We start from the raw sequence: 633 nt of genomic DNA, 5'->3' as shown, positions 1-633 counted from the left end.
GAGGACCTGGGCCAGATCCTCGCCGATCTCGCCCTCGCCGACCGGCTCCCCTTCACCGACGTGCCAGAGCCGGTGCCCCCGCGCCGGATCCTGCTGACCGGTGCCACCGGATTCCTCGGCAGTCACATGCTGCTCGACCTGCTGCGGCACAGCGAGGCCCACGTGTACTGCCTGGTCCGCGCCGCCGACGAGGAGGCGGCCGCCGCCCGGCTCGCCGGGGCCCTGAAGGGCTACCGGCTGCCGTGGTCCGCGGAGGTGCGCCGCCGGGTGACCGTACTGCCCGGCGACATCCGCCGGCCGCGGCTCGGTCTGGCCGAGGAGCGATGGCACACCCTGGCCCATGAACTGGACGGTGTCGTGGGCGTCGCCGCCGCAGTGGACTTCCTGCGCGGCTACCACTCCCTGCGGGCGAGCAACGTCCTCGGCGCCCTGACCCTCGCCGAACTCGCCGCCACCGGACGGCCCAAGCCGCTGCACCACATCTCCTCGATCGCCGTCTTCAACGAGGTCGGGATCACCGCCATGGGCGAGGACGACCCGCTCGCCCACGCCGACCGGCTGATCTCCGGCTACGACCAGTCGAAGTGGGCCGCCGAGGTCGCCCTGCGCCGCGCCCGCGACCACGGCCTGGTG

General features: G+C 73.8%; 1 protein-coding gene. It reads left to right on the top strand.

What is annotated here, in order from left to right:
* On the top strand, window positions 1-633 hold a 633-nt coding region (locus IE249_RS36505), incomplete at both ends, for an SDR family oxidoreductase (RefSeq protein WP_229857727.1).

Source organism: Streptomyces anandii JCM 4720, assembly GCF_014650655.1.
Classification (GTDB): Bacteria; Actinomycetota; Actinomycetes; order Streptomycetales; family Streptomycetaceae; genus Streptomyces; species Streptomyces anandii.
This window is presented reverse-complemented; position numbering and strand designations above follow the sequence as displayed.